Origin of the sequence: Bordetella ansorpii, assembly GCF_900078705.1 — a bacterium.
Classification (GTDB): domain Bacteria; phylum Pseudomonadota; class Gammaproteobacteria; order Burkholderiales; family Burkholderiaceae_B; genus Bordetella; species Bordetella ansorpii_A.
Window position 1 is genome coordinate 151,701 of the sequence record NZ_FKIF01000008.1, and the last position, 20,173, is coordinate 171,873.

Annotated in this window: 16 protein-coding genes; 10 read left to right on the plus strand and 6 right to left on the minus strand. The window is 66.9% G+C overall.

Translation table 11 applies throughout. The features are described from left to right. Positions 1–15 precede the first annotated feature (15 nt). Genes A6745_RS21325 through A6745_RS21335 form a run of 3 tightly spaced genes read right to left on the minus strand, consistent with a single transcriptional unit; the run spans position 16 to position 3,427 of the window. Positions 16–1,593, minus strand: coding sequence for a rhodanese-like domain-containing protein (locus tag A6745_RS21325; RefSeq protein WP_066131708.1), 1,578 nt, complete (start codon positions 1,591–1,593; stop codon positions 16–18). Between the two features lie 50 nt (positions 1,594–1,643). Further along, positions 1,644–2,828, minus strand: coding sequence for a cystathionine beta-lyase (gene metC, locus A6745_RS21330; protein WP_156513483.1), 1,185 nt, complete (start codon positions 2,826–2,828; stop codon positions 1,644–1,646). Positions 2,829–2,836: 8 nt separating this feature from the next. Then, complete coding sequence (locus A6745_RS21335; RefSeq protein WP_066131710.1) at positions 2,837–3,427, minus strand: cysteine dioxygenase family protein; 591 nt, start codon at positions 3,425–3,427, stop codon at positions 2,837–2,839. A gap of 412 nt (positions 3,428–3,839) precedes the next feature. On the opposite strand from A6745_RS21335, the gene glyA reads away from it, so the two are divergent. The 3 genes from glyA (at position 3,840) to A6745_RS21350 (ending at position 7,316) form a co-directional block, all read left to right on the plus strand. Beyond that, positions 3,840–5,087, plus strand: coding sequence for a serine hydroxymethyltransferase (glyA, locus tag A6745_RS21340; RefSeq protein WP_066131712.1), 1,248 nt, complete (start codon positions 3,840–3,842; stop codon positions 5,085–5,087). A 164-nt stretch (positions 5,088–5,251) separates the two neighbouring features. Beyond that, positions 5,252–5,731 (plus strand): transcriptional regulator NrdR, encoded by a 480-nt coding sequence (gene nrdR, locus A6745_RS21345; RefSeq protein ID WP_066131714.1) that lies wholly within the window; start codon positions 5,252–5,254, stop codon positions 5,729–5,731. Between the two features lie 364 nt (positions 5,732–6,095). Continuing rightward, a complete protein-coding gene (locus A6745_RS21350; protein WP_066131715.1) occupies positions 6,096–7,316 on the plus strand; it encodes a D-alanyl-D-alanine carboxypeptidase family protein in 1,221 nt (406 codons plus the stop codon). 124 nt (positions 7,317–7,440) lie between these two features. Here the strand turns inward: A6745_RS21350 and A6745_RS21355 are convergent, their stop codons facing one another. Both A6745_RS21355 and A6745_RS21360 read right to left on the minus strand, forming a co-directional pair. Beyond that, positions 7,441–8,400: a GlxA family transcriptional regulator gene (locus A6745_RS21355; RefSeq protein WP_066131716.1), complete on the minus strand. Its 960-nt coding sequence runs from the start codon at positions 8,398–8,400 to the stop codon at positions 7,441–7,443. A gap of 5 nt (positions 8,401–8,405) precedes the next feature. Further along, the gene (locus A6745_RS21360; protein ID WP_066131717.1) at positions 8,406–8,966 is read right to left on the minus strand and encodes a cysteine hydrolase family protein; all 561 of its coding nucleotides are present in this window, start codon (positions 8,964–8,966) and stop codon (positions 8,406–8,408) included. Between the two features lie 206 nt (positions 8,967–9,172). Here A6745_RS21360 and ribD point away from each other — a divergent pair, with 206 nt between their 5' ends. The 5 genes from ribD (at position 9,173) to A6745_RS21385 (ending at position 16,266) form a co-directional block, all read left to right on the plus strand. Beyond that, positions 9,173–10,285, plus strand: coding sequence for a bifunctional diaminohydroxyphosphoribosylaminopyrimidine deaminase/5-amino-6-(5-phosphoribosylamino)uracil reductase RibD (ribD, locus tag A6745_RS21365; protein WP_197488217.1), 1,113 nt, complete (start codon positions 9,173–9,175; stop codon positions 10,283–10,285). A 31-nt stretch (positions 10,286–10,316) separates the two neighbouring features. Next, the gene (locus tag A6745_RS21370; protein WP_066131724.1) at positions 10,317–10,946 is read left to right on the plus strand and encodes a riboflavin synthase; all 630 of its coding nucleotides are present in this window, start codon (positions 10,317–10,319) and stop codon (positions 10,944–10,946) included. A gap of 587 nt (positions 10,947–11,533) precedes the next feature. Then, positions 11,534–13,450, plus strand: a complete 1,917-nt coding sequence (locus tag A6745_RS21375) for a PrkA family serine protein kinase (RefSeq protein ID WP_407922747.1) — start codon at positions 11,534–11,536, stop codon at positions 13,448–13,450. A 12-nt stretch (positions 13,451–13,462) separates the two neighbouring features. Then, the gene (locus tag A6745_RS21380) at positions 13,463–14,725 is read left to right on the plus strand and encodes a YeaH/YhbH family protein (protein WP_066131726.1); all 1,263 of its coding nucleotides are present in this window, start codon (positions 13,463–13,465) and stop codon (positions 14,723–14,725) included. Next, the gene (locus A6745_RS21385; protein ID WP_066131728.1) at positions 14,722–16,266 is read left to right on the plus strand and encodes a SpoVR family protein; all 1,545 of its coding nucleotides are present in this window, start codon (positions 14,722–14,724) and stop codon (positions 16,264–16,266) included. The genes A6745_RS21380 and A6745_RS21385 overlap by 4 nt, the downstream gene beginning before the upstream one ends. Before the next feature lie 43 nt (positions 16,267–16,309). On the opposite strand, the gene A6745_RS21390 is transcribed toward A6745_RS21385, so the two are convergent. After that, positions 16,310–17,962, minus strand: coding sequence for a methyl-accepting chemotaxis protein (locus A6745_RS21390; RefSeq protein WP_066131731.1), 1,653 nt, complete (start codon positions 17,960–17,962; stop codon positions 16,310–16,312). Between the two features lie 395 nt (positions 17,963–18,357). Between A6745_RS21390 and A6745_RS21395 the strand changes: the two genes are divergently transcribed. Both A6745_RS21395 and A6745_RS21400 read left to right on the plus strand, forming a co-directional pair. Next, positions 18,358–19,125, plus strand: coding sequence for an AraC family transcriptional regulator (locus A6745_RS21395; protein WP_066131732.1), 768 nt, complete (start codon positions 18,358–18,360; stop codon positions 19,123–19,125). 71 nt (positions 19,126–19,196) lie between these two features. Beyond that, on the plus strand, positions 19,197–20,171 hold the full coding sequence (locus A6745_RS21400) for a Bug family tripartite tricarboxylate transporter substrate binding protein (RefSeq protein WP_066131734.1): 975 nt from the start codon (positions 19,197–19,199) through the stop codon (positions 20,169–20,171). Positions 20,172–20,173: the final 2 nt, after the last annotated feature.

Genomic DNA, 20,173 nt, shown 5'->3' on the forward strand with positions numbered 1-20,173 from the left:
CCCGCCGCCGTGGCCTCAGGGGGCGAAGCGGTACGAGGCGCGTTCGCGCTCGTCGATCTGGGTGACCAGATTGGTCTCCCATTCCAGGTACTTGACCGCCGCGGCCTTGTTGCCGCTGTGACGGTCATGCACGAAGAAGAGGAAGTCGATGCAGTCCGCGTCCGGCGGCAGGTCCGGCGTGGCTTCGCGCGGCAGGCCGGCGGCGTCCCATTGGGCGGCGCCTTCGGTCAGCAGCAGCGGCGCATGGCCGGCGGGCAGGTCGCGGGCATACAGTTCGGCCACGCGGGCGTCGTCGGCCACCAGCACCACCGTGCGGCCGGCGGGCGCGGCGGCCTTGCCGCGGATGCTCCATTGCGCGCCGGCGATGTGGTCCTTGCGGTAGGCCATGCTGGGGCGCACGTCGATGAAGAGGGCGCCTTCGTCGCGCAGCTTCCGGGCGGCGGCGCTGTCGATGCGGGCCAGCGTGCCTGGTACCGCGATGGCGGCGGCGGGCGTGGCGTCCAGCGCCGTGTTCTCCAGCACATACACCTCCCAGCCCAGTTGGCGCATCCAGGTGGCGACGGTCGGGGCTCGCACGCCTTCGCCATCCACCAGCACCAGCCGCGCGCGGCGCGTGCCGACGTACTGGTCGGTGGCCTGGATCAACTGCCCGCCGGGGGCGTGCGCGGCACCGGCATGCGTGCCCGCGCGGTATTCCTCGGGCGTGCGCACGTCGAAGACGTAGGTGGTGCGCGACGCGTCGGCCTGCAGGGCCTGCAGTCGCGCGGCGGAGACCGTCTCGATGCCGAAGCGCGTGGCCAGGGCCTGGGCGCGGGCGCGGGCCTTCGCCAGCGATTGCGGCGTGGTCCGCAGCGCATGGCGGCGGGCCTGGCCGTGATCCAGCGCGTAGTCCTTCAGGTACCAGCCCTGCGTGCCGTTCTCCAGGGCGTAGACCGGGTTCTTCACGCCCAGGTTGATCAGGGTCTGCGCGCCGATGATGCTGCGGGTGCGGCCCGCGCAGTTGATGACGATGGTGGTCGACTCGTCGGGCACCAGGTCGTCCACGCGCAGGGCCAGCTCGCCATTGGGGCAGCAGGTGGCGGTGGGGATGCTCATCTTCTGGTATTCAGGGAACGGCCGGCCGTCCAGCACCACCAGGTTGTCGCCGGCCTCGATGCGGCGGTTCAGTTCGTCCGCGCCGATGGCCGGCGTGTGCAGCTCGTGTTCGGCCAGTTCGCCGAAGGTCTTGCTGGGCAGGTTCACGCCCGCGAACAGCTGGTAGCCCGCGGCGCGCCAGGCGGCCGCGCCGCCGTCCAGCACCGTGACGTCGTCATAGCCTTGCGCGGCCAGCGCGGCGGCCGCCTTGTCGGCGGTGGTGTCGCCGTCGCCATCGTCATACACGACGACGCGTGTCGTCTTGCGCGGCACCAGGCGCGCGGCTTCGAATTCGAGCTGGCTGTAGGGGACGTTGACGGCGTAGAACAGGTGGGATTCGCCGTACAGGCCGTGCTCGCGCACGTCGAGCAGGGCGATCTCCTGGCCGTCGTGCAGCCAGTTCTTGAGCACGGCCGTAGGTGTGGCGGCGCCTTCGCGGGCGCGAATGGTCTGGGTCATTACTGATGGTGATACCGAAGAAAGCGCGCCGGCACCCCGGCGCGCGGGGACTAGGAAAGATGTGCGTCGAAGGCCTGGCGCAGATCCGCGATGAGGTCGGCCGGGTCTTCCAGGCCGATGTGGAAGCGGCACATGGGGCCGCGCCCTTCCCAGGACGAGAGGCTGCGCGCCGAAGGCATGTTCATGGGCACGACCAGGCTTTCGAAGCCGCCCCAGGACGCGCCGATGCCGAAGTACTGCAACGCGTCGATCATGGCCTCCATCTGGCCGGCCGTGATGGCCGGCGCGAACTCGACCGACACCAGGCCGTTGCTGCCCGTGAAGTCGCGTTCGAAGATCTCGCGCTGCGTGCCCTGCGCGCTTTCCGCGCTGAACACGCGGGCGACGCGCGGGTCCTGCCGCAGCCATTGCGCCACGGCGCGCATGTGCTCCTGATGGGCGCGCAGCCGCACATGCAGCGTGCGCATGCCGCGCAGCATCAGGTAGGCGTCGTCGGCGCCGACCGTCTGGCCATAGTTGACCTGGGCGGTCTCCATGTCCCGCCACACGTCCTGCGTGGTGACCACGGTGCCCATCATCACGTCGGCATGGCCGCTCAGGTACTTGGTGGCCGCCATGATGGAGATGTCCGCGCCCAGTTCCAGCGGCCGGTGCAGGATGCCCGAGCCCCAGGTGTTGTCCACGGCCAGCAGGCAACCGTGCTTTTTCGCCAGCGCCGAGACCGCGCGCAGGTCCATCAGTTCGTAGATCAGCGAACTGGGGTTCTCGGCGTAGATCATGGCCGTGTCCGGCTGGATCTTCCCGGCCAGGTCGGAGCCATCGGGCTTGTAGAAACTGTGGGTGATGCCCAGGCGCGACAGGCTCTGGGCGCACAGCGCACGCGCCGGCTCGTAGACGCCGTCGGTGATCAGCACGTGGTCGCCGGACTTCAGGTAGGCCAGGAACACCATCGCGATGGCGGCCAGGCCCGTGGGAAACACCTTGGCGCGGTAGCCGCCTTCCAGCAGCACCAGCGCGTCTTCCAACGCATACGTGCTGTCGGTGCCGCGCGCGCCGTACGAGACCACGCGTTCCTGGGCGCGGCGCTGGCGCGTTTCGCGCCACTGCGCCACGCTGTCGAACACATAGGTGCTGGCGCGGGTGACGGGCGTGTTCACCCATCCCTGCCGCGGACGCCCCGAATGCAGCAAGGCCGTCGAAGAGGCGCTGTCGGGCGCGTGCATGTCCTTGGGCATCACGGGTCTCACTTGCGCGTCTGCACGCCGATGGCCATGACCTGGCAGGTTCCCTTCTCCATGTCGAAGGCCATGCGGCGGTCCAGCGTCTCCAGGGCGCGGCCGTACATGTGCAGGTGGCGGATCACGTCCTGGCCCTCGATGTGCACGGCGTGGATGTCGTCGGGCATCAGCGCGATGCCGGTGCCGGGTTCGACCACCACGGTGCCGCTCTTCTCGATGCGGGCGTGGCCGGGCACGCTGCCGTCGTCCGTGCGGTCGTACGTGTAGTTCAGCTCCACGCCTTCGACCGCGGCGATGCAGGCCCAGGTGGTGTGGTCGTGCGGCACGATCTTCTTGCCGGGGCGCATCACGTTCAGGTACAGCGCGTACGACTTGTCCGCGTCTTCCTGGATCAGGTAGCGGGCCTGCAGCTCGCCCTGCTCGGGCGCCGGATACAGGTCGGCGTTCCACCACTCCTTGTGCGCGGCCAGGCCCACCAGCTTGTCCAGGGTCTTGGCCAGGGTGGCGCGGTTCTCGCCCTCGCTGTTGAACAGCCCCTTGATTTCGGCAATGGCGGCGCTGATCTGCGCGGAACCGGGGTTGGCTTGCTGCGACATCTGGAAAGCTCCTTGGGAGAGAGTGGAAAAGCTCGACAGGGGCCCACAGTAAAGAGCGGGACGATGCAGTTCCAATTAATGTTGGAGGCAAATACATAAGCAACGCTAATAGTTCTGCGCGTTTCATAGACGGCGCGTGGCTGGGCCCGGCAGGTCGCGGCAGTGCGGCTAAGGGAAAATCCTAGGCGTTCGGAGCGATGTTTCCCGTCGGTTCGGGGCGGTGTCCGGGCTTGCATGAGCCCCGTTCAAGGCCGACATGAACCCGCCTCGCGCAATGGTGCGAATCGCGCAACGGTCGCCGATAAAGCGTGCCGGGGATCAGGGTTTCCGAGCAGAACCTGCCCAGGGGCGCGGTAAACTAGCCGTCATCCGAGCGTCACGCAGCATCCCCTTACCCATCCAGGAACCTCCCATGTTCGACCGCAACCTCAGCCTCTCCCAGGTAGATCCCGACGTCTGGGCCGCCATCCAGAAGGAAGACGTCCGCCAGGAACAGCACATCGAGCTGATCGCCTCCGAGAACTACGCCAGCCCCGCCGTCATGCAGGCCCAGGGCACGCAGCTGACCAACAAGTACGCCGAAGGCTACCCGGGCAAGCGTTACTACGGCGGCTGCGAGTACGTGGACGTGGTCGAGCAACTGGCCATCGACCGCCTGAAGGAACTGTTCGGCGCCGAAGCCGCCAACGTGCAGCCGAACTCGGGCTCGCAGGCCAACCAGGGCGTGTACAACGCCATCCTGAAGCCGGGCGACACCGTGCTGGGCATGAGCCTGGCCGAAGGCGGCCACCTCACGCACGGCGCCTCGGTCAACCAGTCGGGCAAGCTGTACAACTTCCTGCCCTATGGGCTGGACGAGAACGAAGTCCTGAATTACGCCCAGGTCGAGCAACTGGCCCGCGAACACAAGCCCAAGCTGATCGTGGCCGGCGCCTCCGCCTACGCCCTGCACATCGACTTCGAGCGCATGGCCCGCATCGCCCGCGACAACGGCGCGCTGTTCATGGTCGACATCGCCCACTACGCCGGCCTGGTGGCGGGCGGCCAGTACCCCAATCCGGTGCCGCACGCCGACTTCGTCACGTCCACCACGCACAAGTCGCTGCGCGGCCCGCGCGGCGGCGTCATCATGATGAAGTCCGAGTTCGAGAAGGCCGTCAATTCGGCCATCTTCCCCGGCATCCAGGGCGGTCCGCTGATGCACGTCATCGCCGCCAAGGCCGTGGCCTTCAAGGAAGCGCTGTCGCCCGAGTTCAAGGGCTACGCCGAACAGGTCGTCAAGAACGCCCAGGTGCTGGCCGACACGCTGATCAAGCGCGGCCTGCGCATCGTTTCCGGCCGCACCGAAAGCCACGTCATGCTGGTCGACCTGCGCCCCAAGGGCATCACCGGCAAGGAAGCCGAAGCGGTGCTGGGCCAGGCCCACATCACGGTCAACAAGAACGCCATCCCCAACGATCCCGAAAAGCCCTTCGTCACCAGCGGCATCCGCGTCGGTACTCCGGCCATGACCACCCGCGGCTTCAAGGAAGCCGAGGCCGAGCTTACCGGCAACCTGATCGCCGACGTGCTGGACAACCCGCGCGACGAGGCCAACGTGGCCGCCGTGCGCGCCCGCGTCAACGAACTGACCAAGCGCCTGCCCGTCTACGGCCACTGAGCGCGGCGAGGGCGGCCCCGGGCCGCTTTCCTGTTCCGCGCGACCCGGAACGCCGCCGATCCGGCGCTGTCCCTTGCGGACAGGGCCGGACCGGCGGCGTTTTCCATCGCCGGGGGCTCCCGTCCCCATTACAATATCGTCATCACTGGCCTGCTGGAGTTCGCATGAAATGCCCTTTCTGCGGCAATGCCGATACCCAGGTAGTCGACAGCCGGGTCTCGGAGGAAGGCGACACCATCCGCCGCCGCCGACGCTGCCTGTCCTGTGACAAGCGCTTCACCACCTACGAGCGCGTCGAACTGGCCATGCCGTCCGTGGTCAAGCGCAACGGCAGCCGCACCGACTACGACGCCGCCAAGCTGCGTGGCAGTCTGTCGCTGGCGCTGCGCAAGCGTCCTGTCAGCACTGCCGACGTCGATGGCGCCGTGGCGCGCATCGAAGACGTCCTGCTGGCCAGCGGCGTGCGCGAAGTGCCCAGCGAGCGCATCGGCGAGCTGGTCATGGCCGAGCTGAAGAAGCTGGACAAGGTGGCTTACGTGCGCTTCGCGTCGGTGTACAAGAGCTTCGAGGACATCGGCGAATTCGTCGAGGCCATCCGCGAAATGAGCGGCCCCAAGCTGCCGAACAAGCTGCGCAAGGAATAGGGGCGGCTCGCCGGCCGCCTGGCGGCCAGGGCCGGAACGTATCGCGGGAGTATCATGTCGAGCCGTTCGGCCTGGCCCGTGCGGCAGCGGCGTGCAGACCTTGCCCGACAGCCTGGCATGGGGCCCTCGAAGGGGTTGACGGCAACCTGACACGGGCCGATGCATGGGCGGGCCGTGAACTTTTCACGAGCCATCCGGACGAACCATCCAGCCAACTTGCGGATCGCATGGCCCTGCCGGGCCTGGTGGGCGGTAACGACCTGCCGCGCCTGGCCGGCGAGCATGAACGGATGGCCTGCCTGCGCCGGCGCGCGGGCGGGTACGCGGTTGGCAGTCCCGAAGCACACGCAGCACCTACAACGATATGTCCTTCAAGAAAACAATCGTGGCGTCGACCGGCGCCATTGCCATTTTGGCGGCCTTCAGCGGCGTGCCCGCGCAGGCCGTCACCCCGCCGTCGCCGGCCACCGCCGCGCCTGCGCCGGCGTCCAGCGGCATGGAGGCATTGTCCCGGCAAGTGCCGGCGCTGACCGCCAAGGCCTGGCTGCTGCTGGACGCCACCAGCGGCCAGGTGCTGGGCGAGCAGAATGCGGACATGCGCATCGAGCCCGCATCGCTGACCAAGATCATGACGGCGTACCTGGTGTTCCAGGCGCTGCAGAACAAGCAGATCACGCTGGACCAGCAGGTGCTGGTGTCCGAGCGCGCCTGGAAGGTGGCGGCGGACAGTTCGAAGATGTTCATCGAACCCAACACCCGCGTGTCCGTCGACGACCTGATCTCGGGCCTGCTGATCCAGTCGGGCAACGACGCCGCCATCGCGCTGGCCGAGGCCGTGTCGGGTTCGGTCGAGGCCTTCGTCACGCGCATGAACCAGCAGGCCGAGGCGCTGGGCCTGCACGACACGCACTTCGCCAGCCCGCACGGCCTGCCCAGCCCTGACACGTACACCACGGCGCGCGAGATCGGCCTGCTGGCCGCGCGGCTGCAGCGCGACTTTCCCCAGTCGCGCAAGTACGACGTCACCAGGCAGTTCACGTACAACAAGATCACGCAATCCAACCGCAACCGCCTGCTGTGGCTGGATCCGTCGGTCGATGGCCTGAAGACCGGGCACACCAGTTCGGCCGGCTATTGCATCGTCAACTCGGCCCAGCGGCCAGCCAACGGCCTGCAACGCCGCCTGATCTCGGTCATCATCGGCACCTCGTCCGACAAGCTGCGCACCCAGGAAAGCCGCACGTTGCTGGAATGGGGCTTCCGCGCCTTCGATACGGTGCGCCTGTACGCCAAGGGCGAGCCAGCCGGCACCGCCCAGGTCTGGAAGGGCGATCACGATGCCGTCAAGACGGGTTTCGCCAACGACGTCTTCCTGACGGTGCCGATGGGTTCGAGGATCGAACGCCACGAGCAGCCGGCCGACACGCTGATCGCGCCGCTGGAACAGGGCCAGCGCGTGGGCGCGGTCCAGGTCACGGTGGACGGCAAGCCGGCGGTGCAGGTGCCGGTGGTGGCGCTGGAACCCGTGGCGCAGGCGGGCATCGCCGGGCGCGCGTGGGATACCGTGCGGTTGTGGATGCGCTGATCGGCCTTCTGCCCGAGACGACGATGCACCGCCCCGTGCGGGGCATCTCATGGGCGATCGGAGGATCGATCCTGGCGAACGAGGGGCTCGCGGCGCTGGGCCGGGTCGCGCCCGGATGGCGCCGTCAGCCGGCCATGGCTCGCAACGAACTGGGCGATCCCTGCGCGTGCCGGCGCCAGACGCGCCGCAGATGGTGCGCCGACCCGAATCCCGTGCGTTCGGCCACCCGTTCCAGGTCCAGCCGCGTCTCGCGTATCAGTTCGCTGGCCAGCGCCAGACGGATGCGATAGACATACTCCATGGGCGTGCAGCCCGCGTGTTCCGCGAACAGCCGGTTCAGGTGCCGGGGGCTGGTGTGGGCCTGTTCGGCCAGCATCCCGGCCGACCAGTCGGCCGCGGGGGCGCGCAGCACGGCGTCCTGCACGCGATGCACGCCCGGATGCAGGTGATTGCGTCCGTCCAGCCACGGCGACAGCGCCGGATCGTTGCCGGCGCGGCGCAGGTACACCACCATGTCGCGTGCCGTGGCCGCCGCCGCCTGCGGGCCGCACTCGCGCGCCACCAGGTGCAGCGCCAGGTCGATGCCCGCCGTGATGCCCGCGCTGGTCAGCATCGGGCCGTCTTCCACGAAGATGCGGTTGTCATGCACGCGCGCGGTGGGCGCCAGGCGGGCCAGCGCGTCCAGGCAGGCGTGGTGGCTGGTGCATTCGCGGCCATGCAGCAGGCCGGCCGAGGCCGCCAACAGCGCGCCGGCGCAGACCGACATCAGCGTGAAGCCATCGGCGGGCTGGCGCCGTGCCAGCCATCGCACGACTTGGCCGACGGCCGGCGAGGGCCAGTCGGGGCTGGCGCCCACCATGCCCGACAGCACCACCAGCGCATTGGCGGGCAGGTGGTCCGGCAGCGGCTCCAGGCCGCTCAGGCGCAGCCCGGCCAGGCCGCTTTCCACCTCGGGTTCCGGTCCGCAGTAATGCACGTCGAAGCTGCCGGGCGCGAACTTGTTGGCCGCGCGGAAGGCTTCGGCAGGTCCCGCCACGTCCAGCAGCACGATGCGCGGCACCACCACGAAATAGACCGGAACCATGCGGATCAGGCCAGGGCGTCGGCGGCCGGCACGACGTCGGCAAAACGGCCCTGCAGCACCAGCGCGGTGTGCTCGCGGATCTCCTGCGGCGAATAACGCTTGCCCATGGCGCTCTGCATGGTGAACGTCAGCGTGGCGTCCAGCGCGTAGCGCACCTTGAAACCTTCGTCCGAGGCATGCCGGGCGGTGGTTTCGCAGCACTGCTCGGTGCGCAGCCCGCTGATGGCGACGGCCTGGATGCCGTTGGCCTTCAGCCAGCCGTGCAGCGTGCCGCCGGCCTCGTCCCGGGCGTACAGCGACGAATGCACCGTCTTGCGGAACACGGCGGTGGGCGCGATGCGCAGTTCGCGCAGGGTGGCGACGTGGCCGGAAGCGGGCGAGAACGGGTTCGCGGGATCGTCGCTGCCGGCCTGATGGAACACCTGCAGCACGGGGATATCGCGCGCGGCGGCGGCGTCGATCAGCGCCTGCTGGGCGCGCACATACGCCGGATACTCGGCATCGTCCCAAAACGGACGATGCCGAAAGGATTCCTGCGCGTCGATCACGATCAAGGCTTGTTTCATGGCTGTCCTGGAAAAAATGGTGTTGAAAGAGGGAACGACGCCATTGTCCGTCCGCACAGGATACCGCCGCGAGACTGCCCGCGGACCACTACCGGACCGATTCGGACATTCCCCCATGCCCAGGATGGGCAGGGCGGGCCCACGCCCGGGACGGGCATACAATCGTAGGCCTCATGAGCCAACCCGATCCCCTGGACCCCACCTGGATGCGGCGCGCGCTGGCGCTGGCGCGCGGCGTGCTGTACATCACTTCCCCCAATCCCCGCGTGGGATGCGTCATCGTGCGCGACGGGCAGGTGCTGGGCGAAGGCGCCACGCAGCCGCCGGGCGGCCCGCATGCCGAGATCGTCGCGCTGCGCGACGCCGCCGCGCGCGGCCATTCCGTGGCCGGCGCCACGTTCTACGTCACGCTGGAACCCTGCAGCCATTTCGGGCGCACGCCGCCGTGCGCGGACGCCCTGGTGGCCGCGCAGCCGGCTCGCGTGGTGATCGCCATGGGCGATCCGAATCCCAAGGTCAACGGTCGCGGTATCGAACGCCTGAGCAAGGCTGGCATCGCCGTGCACGTCGGCCTGTGCCAGGAAGAGGCGCTGGAACTGAATCCCGGCTTCGCCTCGCGCATGCATCGCGGCACGCCCTGGACCTGGCTGAAGCTGGCGGCGTCGCTGGACGGCCGCAGCGCGCTGCACAACGGCATGTCGCAGTGGATCACCGGCCCCGAGGCCCGCGCCGATGGCCATCACTGGCGCGCCCGCAGCTGCGTGGTGCTCACGGGCATGGGCACCGTGCTGGCCGACGATCCGCAACTGAACGTGCGGGAAGTGGCCACGCCCCGCCAGCCGCGCAAGGCGGTGGTGGATGCGCGCTTCGCCCTGCCCGAGAACGCACGGCTGATCGACGGCGCCGAAGTGCTGGTCTTCACCGTCCGGTCCGATCCGGCCAAGGCCGAGCGGCTGGCGCGGCGCAACGTGCACACCATCCTGATGCCTGCGCAGCAGCCGCACCGCGTCGACCTGCCCGGCATGATGCGCTGGCTGGGCGAGCACGACGTCAATGAGGTGCACGTCGAAGCGGGCGCGGGCCTGTCGGGCGCGCTGCTGTCGGCGCATTGCGTCGACGAACTGCTGGTGTACCTGGCGCCCACGCTGCTGGGAGACGCGGCCGGCATGGTGCGCATGCCCATGATCGACCACCTGGACGCCGCGCGCCGTTTCGAATTCATCGATTTCACCCGCGTGGGCAGCGATGCGCGCCTGCGCGCCCGCGTGGCGGCAAGCTGGCAGTCCCTGGTGCAAGGGCTGGCCGGCGAGACCCGCTGACCCCGAATATCCCCCAGGAAGGAACCCGATCATGTTCACCGGTCTTGTCGCGGCGGTAGGCCGCATCGTCAACGTCGAGCCGCTGCCTGGCGGCGAACAGGCCGGCGTGCGGCTGGACATCGACGCGGCCAGTCTCGACCTGGGCGACGTGGGCATCGGCGACTCGATCGCGGTGCAGGGCGCCTGCATGACGGTCATCGCCCTGCCGGCGCCGGGCCGCTTCCACGTCGACGTGTCGCAGGAAAGCCTGTCGCGCACCGTCGGCCTGCATGCGCCGGGCGAGGTCAACCTCGAAAAATCATTGTGCGTCGGCGACCAGATCGGCGGGCATCTGGTGTCGGGCCACGTCGACGGCCTGGGCACCGTGGTGCGTTTCGCGCCGGTGGGCGAGTCGCGCGAACTGGTGATTCGCGTGCCACGCGACCTGGCCCGCTACCTGGCGTACAAGGGATCGGTCACCGTCAACGGCATCAGCCTGACGGTCAATCGCGTGGCCGACGATGCGGACGGCTGCGAGATCAGCATCAACGTCATTCCGCACACGCAGGCAGTCACCACGCTGCGCAATGTCCAGGCGGGCGACAAGGTCAACATCGAGATCGACACCATCGCGCGCTACGTCGAGCGCATGTTGAACCTGCCCGGCGCGCAAGGCCGCTGAGCATGCGGACACGGGGCGGCCGCGACGCCGTCCCGAACGATGCGGCATGCATCGAGCCGGCATGCCGAATCATCGGCATCACGCGAAACCCCTTCCTCATCAATGTTTTTTCGGCACGGCTGCCCTACGCCCGCATCCGGTGCGTGTCCATCTTCGTATGTACTCATAACGTGCACGCGTGCATCGAATCGTGCATGCCGGCCATGTTGGCACTCGTGCGCCCCGCGTGCTGACACGAGGGTCATTCATGCAGGACCGGCCCTGAATTTACGCATTGCCGGAACTTGTTGACGAAGATGGGGGCCTAAGCAAATAAGGGTCTTCCTATCCCTTCTATTGTGTGTGGTGAAACAGCCACGTCAACATCATGTGGTGTGTCCAATCGCAATAAGGACTGGCACCGCTCTTGCTTGAGGAACACAATGAAGGCAACCGACCTGATTTTTTGCCGTAGTTGTTGCCGCAGCTTTTTACCGCCGCGCAGTTCCAAGGCAAACCCCCATTCCGATGGGAAAGCAAGCCGAAGGTGCAGCACGGATGGTTAGTTCAGTGCTTCGAAACCGTAGGAGGGGTTGGCCGTGCAAAGCATCCTCGAGGGCTTCAAATCGCAGTACGCCCGCGACCAGGAAACCGAGCTTTCTCTCGAAGAATATCTCGCCCTGGCAAAACGCGATCCCATGGCGTACGCCAGTCCGGCCGAACGCATGTTGTCGGCCATCGGTGAACCCGAGCTGGTAGACACGCGCAACGATCCGCGGCTGTCGCGCCTTTTCTCCAACCGCGTCATCCGGCGTTATCCCGCGTTCCGCGAGTTCTACGGCATGGAAGACGTCATCGACCAGATCGTGGCGTTCTTCAAGCACGCGGCGCAGGGGTTGGAAGAGCGCAAGCAGATCCTGTACCTGCTGGGGCCCGTGGGCGGCGGCAAGTCGTCCATCGCCGAGCGGCTCAAGGTGCTGATGGAGGCTTATCCCATCTATGCCCTGAAGGGGTCGCCCGTCAACGAATCGCCGCTGGGCCTGTTCCATCCCGACCGCTTCGGCGACACGCTGGAGGCCGAGTACGGCATTCCTCGGCGCTACCTCAGCGGCATCATGTCGCCGTGGGCCGTCAAGCGCCTGCGCGAGTTCGACGGCGACATCTCGCAATTCCGCGTGGTGCGCCTGAACCCGTCGGTGCTGCGGCAGGTGGCCATCGCCAAGACCGAGCCGGGCGACGAGAACAACCAGGACATCTCCTCGCTGGTGGGCAAGGTCGATATTCGCAAACTTGATCGTTTTTCGCAGGACGACCCGGATGCGTACAGCTACTCCGGCGGCCTGTGCCTGGCCAACCAGGGCCTGCTCGAGTTCGTGGAAATGTTCAAGGCGCCCATCAAGATGCTGCACCCGTTGCTGACGGCGACGCAGGAAGGCAACTTCAAGGGCACCGAGGGCTTCTCGGCCATCCCGTTCAATGGCAGCATCCTGGCCCACTCGAACGAATCCGAGTGGCAGACCTTCCGCAACAACAAGCACAACGAGGCCTTCCTCGACCGGATCTACATCGTCAAGGTGCCGTACTGCCTGCAGGTGTCCGAAGAGGTGCGCATCTACGACAAGCTGCTGCGGCACAGTTCGCTGTCATCGGCCCCGTGCGCCCCCGGAACACTGGAAATGATGGCCCAGTTCTCGGTGCTGACACGCCTGAAAGAGCCGGAGAATTCCAGCATCTATTCCAAGATGCGGGTGTACGACGGCGAGACCTTGAAGGACGTCGATCCCAAGGCCAAGGCGCTGCAGGAGTACAAGGACTACGCCGGCACCGACGAAGGCATGACGGGGGTTTCCACGCGCTTCGCGTACAAGATCCTGTCCAGCGTCTTCAACCATGACCAGACCGAGGTGGCGGCCAACCCCGTGCACCTGATGTATGTGCTCGAGCAGCGCATCGCCCGCGAAGACTTCCCCGAGGAAACCCGGCGCCGCTATCTCGAGTTCATCAAGGGCTGGCTGGGGCCGCGCTATGCCGAGTTCATCGGCAAGGAGATCCAGACCGCCTATCTCGAGTCGTATTCCGAGTACGGCCAGAACATCTTCGACCGCTACGTCACGTTCGCCGATTGCTGGATCCAGGACGAAGAGTTCCGCGATCCCGAAACCGGCGAGAGTTTCGACCGCAGCGCATTGAACGACGAACTGGAAAAGATCGAGAAACCGGCGGGTATCGCCAATCCCAAGGATTTCCGCAACGAGATCGTCAATTTCGTGCTGCGGGCGCGTGCCAACAACTCGGGCCGCAATCCCAACTGGACCAGCTACGAGAAGCTGCGTGAAGTGATCGAGAAGAAGATGTTCTCGAACACCGAAGACTTGCTGCCGGTCATTTCGTTCAACGCCAAGGCGTCGGCCGAAGACCGCAACAAGCATCAAAGCTTCGTCGACAGAATGGTGGAGAAGGGGTACACCGAGAAGCAGGTGCGTCTGCTGTGCGAGTGGTACCTTCGGGTGAGGAAGTCTTCCTGAGGAGAGTGAATCATGAATTCGCTCATCGACAGGCGTTTGAATGGCCGCAACAAAAGCGCGGTGAACCGGGAACGGTTCCTGCGCCGCTACAAGGATCAGATTCGCAAGGCTGTCGGCGATATGATCAAGGAACGGTCCATCGAGGACATGGATCGCGGGGGCGAGATCAACCTGCCCACGCGAGACATCTCCGAGCCGAGTTTCCGCCACGGACAGGGGGGTGATCGCGAGATCGTCCACCCGGGCAACCGTGAGTTCACCAAGGGCGATACCTTCGATCGCCCCAATGGCGGCGCAGGCGGCGGGGGCGGGTCGGAGCCCGGCGAAGGCGAGTCGGTGGATCAGTTCACCTTCAGCCTGTCGCGCGCCGAGTTCCTCAACCTGTTCTTCGAGGATCTCGAACTGCCGCATCTGGTGCGCACGCAGTTGGGTGACGTGTCGCAGAAGAAGTGGCAGCGCGCCGGCTACACCACCAGCGGCTCGCCCAGCCAGCTCAGCATCAACCGCACGCTGCGCGCCTCGCTGTCGCGCCGCGTGGCGCTCAGCATCAACGCGCGCAACGGGCTGGAAGAAGCCGACCAGAAGCTGCACGAGGCCGAGGCGCGCGAGGCGCCGGAAGACGAGCTGGAGTCCCTGCGCGCCGACGTGGCCGAATGGACGGCGCGCGTGGCCCGCGTGCCTTTCCTGGACGACATGGACCTGCGCTACCGCCATCGCGTGGCGGTCGCCACGCCCGTGGCGCGCGCGGTCATGTTCTGCCTGATGGACGTGTCCGGCTCGATGGACGAGGGCAAGAAGGACCTGGCCAAGCGCTTCTACACGTTGCTTTACCTGTTCCTGTCGCGCAAGTACGAGCACGTCGACGTGGTCTTCATCCGCCACACCGACAACGCGGAAGAGGTCGACGAGCAGACCTTCTTCTACGATCCCAAGAGCGGCGGCACCATCGTGCTGTCGGCCCTGGAGCTGATGCGCGACATCATGAACGACCGCTATCCGCCCTCGGCCTGGAACGTGTATGCGGCCCAGGCCAGCGACGGCGATTCGTTCGGCGCCGACGCGGGCAAGAGCGCGCGCTTCCTGTCCGAGCATCTGTTGCCGGGCGCGCGGTATTTCGCCTACATCGAAGTGCCCGATTCGGCCGAGGCCCGCAAGAGCAGCCTGTGGGCCGAGTACGAGCAGGAGACCTCGCCGCACTTCGCGATGCGCCGCATCTGCGACCGCAGCGAGATCTATCCGGTGTTTCATGACCTGTTCAAGAAGGAGGCGGCATGAACATGATCGTGGGGCCTTCGGGCGAGCGGGCCGCGCGGCCTGGCGCGGCCCGGCCGATATCAGAAGGATCCGAATGGACCTTCGACCTGATCCAGCGCTATGACGAAGCCATCTCCGATACCGCCGCGGAGTATGGCCTGGACACCTATCCCAACCAGATCGAGATCATCACCTCCGAGCAGATGCTGGACGCCTATGCGTCGGCGGGCCTGCCGCTGGGCTATCCGCACTGGTCTTACGGCAAGGAGTTCATCCGCAACGAGCAGTACTACCGCACGGGCATGCAAGGGCTGGCGTACGAGATCGTCATCAACTCGAACCCCTGCATCTCGTACCTGATGGAAGAGAATTCCATGGCCATGCAGGCGCTGGTGATCGCGCACGCCTGCTATGGGCACAATTCCTTCTTCAAGAACAACTACCTGTTCCGCCAGTGGACCGATGCCGACGGTGTACTGGACTACCTGGTGTTCGCGCGCAAGTTCGTCATGGACTGCGAGGAGCGCTACGGCATCGAGACGGTCGAGGCCATCCTGGATTCGTGCCATGCGCTCAGCCTGCATGGCGTGGACCGCTACAAGCGGCCCACGCCGCCATCGCTGCGCGAGGAGACGCAGCGCCAGGCCGAACGCGAAGAGCATGCCCGCCTGCAATACAACGACCTGTGGCGCACCGTGCCCAGGTCCGAGGCCGCGCATGCCGAGGCGCGCCGCGAGAGCACCTTTCCGCCCGAACCCGAAGAGAACCTGCTGTACTTCATCGAGAAGCACTCGCCTAGGCTCGAACCCTGGCAGCGTGAGCTGGTGCGCATCGTGCGCAAGGTCGCCCAGTACTTCTATCCGCAAAGCCAGACCAAGGTCATGAACGAGGGCTGGGCCACGTTCTGGCACTACACGCTGCTGAACCGCCTGCACCACAAGGGCCTGGTCAACGACGGCTTCATGATGGAGGTGCTGCAGAGCCATACCGGCGTGGTCAGCCAGCGCGGCTTCGACCAGCGCGGCTACGGCGGCATCAATCCGTATGCGCTGGGCTATTCGATGATGACGGACATCCGCCGCATGTGCGAATCGCCCACGCCCGAAGACCGCAAGTGGTTTCCGGACATCGCCGGCAGCGATTGGCTCAGCACGCTGGACTTCGCCATGCGCAACTTCAAGGACGAGTCGTTCATCTCCCAATACCTGTCGCCGCGCCTGATCCGCGAGTTCCGCTTCTTCGCCATTGCCGACCACCAGGAGAATCCCAAGCTGGCCGTGGCGGCGATCCACGACGACGAGGGCTACCGCGACATCCGCCGCCTGCTGGCCGCGCAGCACAACCGCGACAACCAGGTGCCGGACATCCAGGTGGTGCGCTACAAGCGCGAATCCGACCGCTCGCTGGTGCTGCGGCACCAGCAGACGCGCAGACGGCCGCTGGCGGCCGAGGATGCCGACCAGGTGATGAAGCACCTCGGACGCCTGTGGGGCTTCCGGGTGCGCCTGGAAGAGACCTCGCCGGATGGCACCGTGCTGTCGTACCGGCAGATCGAGCCATGAGCCGCCGATAGGGGGCCCGCGCGCCAGGCCCTGAAAACGGGGGTCAGGCCGCCGGCAAGGCTTTCGGCGCCATCTTGCGCGGCGCGTGCGCGACGCGTAGCGCCACCGCATCGGGTTGGGGGGTGGCCGTCAGGCTGTCCAGGCGGAACACCTGCATGGTCTGCGAGGTGTTCTGCGCCACCTGCTCCAGCAACATCGCCGACGAGGCCACCTGTTCCACCAGCGTCGCGTTCTGCTGCGTGATGCCGTCCAGCTGTGCCACCGCCGCGTTCACCTGCGAGATGCCTGCCAGCTGCTCGCGCGTGGCGTTGCTGATCTCGGCGATCAGGTCGTTCACCGACTGCACGCTGGCCAGCACGTCGCTCATCGTCTTGCGGGCCAGTTCGGTGCGCTCGTTGCCCTGCGCCACCTTGTCGGCCGATTCGTCGATCAGGTGGCGGATTTCCTTGGCGGCGTGGGCGCTGCGTTGCGCCAGCGCCCGCACCTCGGCCGCCACCACCGCGAAGCCTCGGCCCTGTTCGCCGGCCCGCGCGGCTTCCACCGCCGCGTTCAGCGCCAGGATGTTGGTCTGGAAGGCGATGCTGTCGATCAGTTGCGTGATCTCGCTGATGCTGCGCGACGACTTCAGGATGTCCTGCATCGTCAGGCTGACCTGCTCGACGGCCTCGGCGCCGCGCTGGGCCACCTGGCTGGTCTGCGCCGACAGCTGGCCGGCCTTCTGGGCCGACTCGGCCGCCTGGGCGACCGTGCCCGTGATCTGCTCCATCGAGGCCGCGGTCTGCTGCACGTTGCTGGCCTGCGCCTCGGTGCGGCCGGACAGGTCCAGGTTGCCGCGCGCGATCTCCGCCGTGCCGGCCGCGATTTCCTGGCTCTGGTCGCGGGCATCGCGCACGATGGAGTGTACGTTCACGCTGAGCTGCGCCAGCGCGGTCTGCAGCTCGCCCAGCTCGTCGCTTCGATCGCGCTCCAGCGTCTGCGTCAGGTCGCCGGCGGCCAGTCTGTTGGCCGTCCGCACCACTTCGTCCAGGGGCTGCGTCAGCCCCTGGACCAGCCAGCGCCAGGCGAATCCCAGCAGGATCAGGCGCAGCGCCCAGCCCAGGCCGGTCATCAGCGTGGTGTCGGCCGGCATGAAGCGGTCGATGGCCGCGAACGCAGCCACCACCAGGACCAGCCCGGTCATGCTCTTGCCCGCCAGGCCCATGCGCGTCGATTCGGCCAGGCGCCCGAACAGCGTGCGCTTGACCAGCCGGCCACGCGACAGGGTGTGCCGGCGGCGGCCCGCCTCGCGCTCTTCGCGCATCGTGGCGTAGAGCGCTTCGGCGTCCTCGATTTCCGCCCGCGTGGCCTCGGTGCGCACCGACATGTAGCCCACCGGCACGCCGTCTTCCATCAGCGGGGTGGCATTGGCCATCACCCAGTAGTAGTCGCCGTTCTTGCGCCGGTTCTTCACCGGCGCCGACCAGGGGCGTCCGGACGAGATCGTGGCCCACATGTCGCGGAACGCCTCTTCCGGCATGTCCGGGTGGCGGATCACGTTGTGCGGCTGGCCCAGCAGTTCGTCTTTCGAGAAGCCGCTGACTTCCACGAACGCGGGGTTGCAGTACAGGATGCGGCCCTTGGTGTCCGTGGTGGAAACCAGGGTATGGCCCGTGGGGAAGGGATATTCCCGCTGGGTGATGGGGAGGTTGGTGCGCATTGTCTTCCGTTGACCTTATGGTGCTCGCAGCACGTCCTGCGCCCTGGGCAGCCGCCTCCAGGCCACTTGTCCGGGGAACGCGAGGTCTAATTCTCGTTTTGCAAAGATTGTAGGAATGGCGTACTTGCAATGTTTGATACTGCTCATTTTTCCGTAACTTGGGCGCGCGGAGTATCGCAGATTCCGCCCCCTTCTTTGGGCGATTGACAGGTTTCTGTCAGTGAGTGGCGACGGGGGGTGTTGCAGATCCGCACTGCCCCGTCCTGTCTTGGTCTGATTCGGCGTCGGTCGGGGTGGTTCGGCCCCGCATCCGTGCTCCGATGCCTTGCGGATCCGTTCGCGCGCCGGCTTGCCTGGGGCTGGCCGCGGACCCCGCCCTGGCCCAAGGAACCCCCATGATCGATTTCGACGTCCTATGCAACGACCGGCCGCACTACGGCAACGGTCCGCACGCGCATGCCGAGGACATGCTGTTCATTCCGCTGGAGGGCGCTTTTTCCGTCACGGCGGGCGACCGCTCGGCGGTCATCTCCGACGGCGCCCTGTGGGTCGTGCCGGGCAGATGCGCGCATCACGTCGAGGCCAGCAGCGCGCAGCGGCACCTTTGCTACTACGCGGACCTGGCCAGCCTGGAGGGCGGCGGCTTCGGGCAGCCACGCTGCATGAGCATGAGCTCCCTCCTGTACGACCTGGTGCGGCTGCGGCGGCACTTCCTGCCCGGCCACGCCGTCGCCATCGGGCTGACCCGCGACGCATTGGACCGGATGATCCTTGCGGAAGTGGGACGGATCGCCGCCGCCCGCCCGATCGCCCTGGCGGCCGACGACACGGCAGCCGTGCTGTCCGCGGTCAAGGCGTACATCGCCCGCCATCTGGCCGAGGACCTGTGCTGCGCCTCGCTGGCCCAACGGTTCCGCCTGAAAGAGCGCACCCTGGCCCGGTGGTTCAGTACGAAAGAAGGGATGTCCATCGGCCAGTACATCCTCGAGGCCCGGCTGCAAGAGGCTGCCCGGCTGCTGCGCACCTGCGACCTGCCGGTCGCCGACATCCAGGATGCGGTCGGCTTCGCGTCGGCCGCGCACTTCGCCTTTGCCGTGCGCAAGCGTTTCGGCGTGCCGCCTTCCGGGCTGCGCCTGGAAATTACTAATGTGATAAATCGATAGCGCTGGCCGACGGATCATAACGAAGCGGTTCGGCCCGGTCGTATCGTCATCGGACTTCATCGAGGACCGACATGCGACTTCCCTTCATTCCTGCCCTGCTTGCGGCGTGCCTGACGGCAGCCGGTATTTCCACCGCGGCGCACGCCGCGGATTGGCCCACGCGGCCCGTATCCGTGGTCGTGCCCTTTCCGCCCGGCGGTACCACGGATGTGATCGGTCGGCTGGTGGCGCAGAAGCTCTCGCAGCGTCTGGGGCACACCTTCGTCGTCGAGAACAAGGCCGGCGCATCGGGCGCCATCGGCACCCGCCAGGCGCTGCAATCGCCGCCGGACGGCCACACCATCCTGGTGGTGACCACCACCACCTTCTCCACCTATCCGGCCACGCATCCCAAGGCCCCCTACCGGGTAGACCGCGATGCGGTGGCCGTGATCAACCTGGCCGAAGTGGCCAACGTGCTGATGGTGCATCCCAGCCTGAAGGTCAAGACCTTGCCCCAGTTGCTGGACTACGCAAAGAAGCATCCCGGCGAACTGGACTACGGCACGCCCGGCGCCGGCTCGTTCGCGCACCTGGCCATGGCGCTGCTGGGGGCGAAGACGGACACGGAATTCGTCCATATTCCCTACAAGGGCGCGGGCCCGGCGCTGAATGACGCCATCGGCGGGCAGATCAAGGTGCTGTTCGACCAGGTGCCGACGACGCTGGCACAGATCCAGGCCGGAAAGCTCGTGCCGGTTGCCGTCACCGGCAGGCAGGGCAGCATGCCCGCCGTTCCCACCTTCGAGCAGCAGGGCGTGCCGGATTACGCGCCCACGATCTGGTACGGATTGGCCGTTCCCGCCGGCACGCCGCCGGCCATCGTCGAGCGCCTGAACCGCGAGGCCAACGCCATCCTGGCCGATCCCGACGTCAAGGCACTGTTGCAGGCCCAGGGCGCCACGGCCAAGGGCGGTACGGCCGAGGCGTTCGCGGCGCAGGTGCAAGCCGATTACGTCCGCTGGCGCGACCTGGCCCGGGCGCAGCACCTGCAGATGGAAGAGTAGGG

Excerpts from the sequence above, each read along its gene's own strand:
- A6745_RS21335 (WP_066131710.1), bottom strand. The coding sequence starts at position 3,427 with ATGTCGCAGCAAGCCAACCCCGGTTCCGCGCAGATCAGCGCCGCCATT.
- A6745_RS21380 (WP_066131726.1), top strand. The coding sequence starts at position 13,463 with ATGAATTCGCTCATCGACAGGCGTTTGAATGGCCGCAACAAAAGCGCG.
- nrdR (WP_066131714.1), top strand. The coding sequence starts at position 5,252 with ATGAAATGCCCTTTCTGCGGCAATGCCGATACCCAGGTAGTCGACAGC.
- A6745_RS21395 (WP_066131732.1), top strand. The coding sequence starts at position 18,358 with ATGATCGATTTCGACGTCCTATGCAACGACCGGCCGCACTACGGCAAC.
- ribD (WP_197488217.1), top strand. The coding sequence starts at position 9,173 with ATGCGGCGCGCGCTGGCGCTGGCGCGCGGCGTGCTGTACATCACTTCC.
- glyA (WP_066131712.1), top strand. The coding sequence starts at position 3,840 with ATGTTCGACCGCAACCTCAGCCTCTCCCAGGTAGATCCCGACGTCTGG.
- A6745_RS21360 (WP_066131717.1), bottom strand. The coding sequence starts at position 8,966 with ATGAAACAAGCCTTGATCGTGATCGACGCGCAGGAATCCTTTCGGCAT.
- A6745_RS21350 (WP_066131715.1), top strand. The coding sequence starts at position 6,096 with ATGTCCTTCAAGAAAACAATCGTGGCGTCGACCGGCGCCATTGCCATT.
- metC (WP_156513483.1), bottom strand. The coding sequence starts at position 2,828 with ATGCCCAAGGACATGCACGCGCCCGACAGCGCCTCTTCGACGGCCTTG.
- A6745_RS21370 (WP_066131724.1), top strand. The coding sequence starts at position 10,317 with ATGTTCACCGGTCTTGTCGCGGCGGTAGGCCGCATCGTCAACGTCGAG.
- A6745_RS21400 (WP_066131734.1), top strand. The coding sequence starts at position 19,197 with ATGCGACTTCCCTTCATTCCTGCCCTGCTTGCGGCGTGCCTGACGGCA.
- A6745_RS21390 (WP_066131731.1), bottom strand. The coding sequence starts at position 17,962 with ATGCGCACCAACCTCCCCATCACCCAGCGGGAATATCCCTTCCCCACG.
- A6745_RS21355 (WP_066131716.1), bottom strand. The coding sequence starts at position 8,400 with ATGGTTCCGGTCTATTTCGTGGTGGTGCCGCGCATCGTGCTGCTGGAC.
- A6745_RS21325 (WP_066131708.1), bottom strand. The coding sequence starts at position 1,593 with ATGACCCAGACCATTCGCGCCCGCGAAGGCGCCGCCACACCTACGGCC.
- A6745_RS21385 (WP_066131728.1), top strand. The coding sequence starts at position 14,722 with ATGAACATGATCGTGGGGCCTTCGGGCGAGCGGGCCGCGCGGCCTGGC.